The 1,472-nt window shown below is 60.0% G+C and carries 2 protein-coding genes; both read left to right on the top strand.

Annotated features, from left to right (window positions below):
• Positions 1–4: 4 nt before the first annotated feature.
• A complete protein-coding gene (locus EOA13_RS39265) occupies positions 5–172 on the top strand; it encodes a GMC oxidoreductase (RefSeq protein WP_281040892.1) in 168 nt (55 codons plus the stop codon).
• A gap of 578 nt (positions 173–750) precedes the next feature.
• Positions 751–1,071 (top strand): hypothetical protein, encoded by a 321-nt coding sequence (locus EOA13_RS37025; protein ID WP_164780623.1) that lies wholly within the window; start codon positions 751–753, stop codon positions 1,069–1,071.
• Positions 1,072–1,472: the final 401 nt, after the last annotated feature.

Raw genomic sequence — 1,472 nt, 5'->3', positions numbered from 1 at the left:
GCGGATGTCTGCGAGCCCGGCGGACGGGGTTGTTGACGCTGAATGCCGAGTTCATGGACTGATGAACCTGCACATCGCAGGTGGCTCGGTTCTGGCCACCTCCAGCCAGGCGAATCCCACCTTGACGGTCTTGGCCCTTGGGCTCCGTCTCGCCGACAGGCTTCGCCGGTGATGATCACACCGGCAGCTGCTGAGTGACTGTCGCCAACTCGCGCCTAACGTGGGCTGCTTCATCACATTCGGAGGCCGCTTCCTGTGTGTCAGGCTATCTGCTGCCCGCACGTATCGCGGCAGCGTCTCTAGTTCGCGCCGCGCGAATGTGGGCAAGCTCGCCAGCGAGGCAAGCATACTCGTAAGCTGGTGCTTAAGGCTCGTCCGACCTTCGCCATCGCTGTGCCATTAAGCGACGAAAAACGACGCGACCGCGCAGCATGTTGGCGGCTGTAAAGCAATTCCGAGCGCAGTTCGTTCGGCCTCGATTGGCGCCTTTTGCAAAGCGCCGTGCAAGAACCGTGGCTCGGAGCAGGCCTTACCCGACTGGAGTCGATAGCGAGGAGAGGAGTGCTTGGTTCAAAACCCCGCCATCGTGCCAACTTGCGCGCTTGATTGTTCCATTTCAGCACGTGCGCCGCTGTCTCCATTTTTGCGACCGCTTGCCCGAAGTCGGGGTTTCTTAAAATCAAAGCGGCCGCCTCGCAACTTCGGCCGTAGTCGTACGTTGTGCGATTCACTGCGTAGGAGTTCAACACCATGCCGATAACAACCCGGAAGCAAAAGAGCGACTTTGCCAATGACAAACCCATCCCCGAGGAGGATGCGGCCGTACTCGAGAGCATCGCAGGCCACGAGGATAGACACGGTGCGGAACCGGGCGTTTCGGGGTCCGACGACATCGAGCAGCCGATCGGCGCGCAGCCTCGAAGCGAGATCACGGGCCGTCACGACGAGGGAGCCGGCGCAAATGAAACGGTCGACGGGTTGAGCGACACCGAAGAGATGACCCGCAGCTTCGCTGAAGACATCCCTACCGGACGAAGCGAAGGAGATGATGAAGACGTTCCGGTTTTTTGAGCGAGGGCGGACCAGAACGGATCTTTGAACCAACGACAATGCTCCGCCCCCGCCGGCTTGGTGGCGTGGCGCTTAGAAGCGCCTCAGACTGGCTCACCATAAAGCGCACCGCCGGTCCCTCCCCACGCCGGCATGGAATTTATACAAACCCAGGAACGGCACCAGGCTGCCGCGCTCGGCAGGTCAGCAGATCCGATGGATGGGAACAACCCGGCACGGTGATGGTTCGGTGGCATCAAAGGTGATAGAGAACGATGGGTAAAAAGCCCAAACGGCACACAGAAGCCACGGCGGATCGTGAAAAGGCGATCGAAGCGCTCTACTTTGCGCGCAAGTGCGGCCTCACCAAGGAAGAGGCACTCAAGATGTTCAGGGAAGCCCAAATCAGGATCGATGATGGA

This window comes from Mesorhizobium sp. M7A.F.Ca.US.011.01.1.1 (assembly GCF_003998295.1).
Taxonomy (GTDB): domain Bacteria; phylum Pseudomonadota; class Alphaproteobacteria; order Rhizobiales; family Rhizobiaceae; genus Mesorhizobium.
The sequence above is the reverse complement of the archived record's forward strand: the minus strand, read 5'-3'. Positions and strand labels throughout refer to the sequence as shown.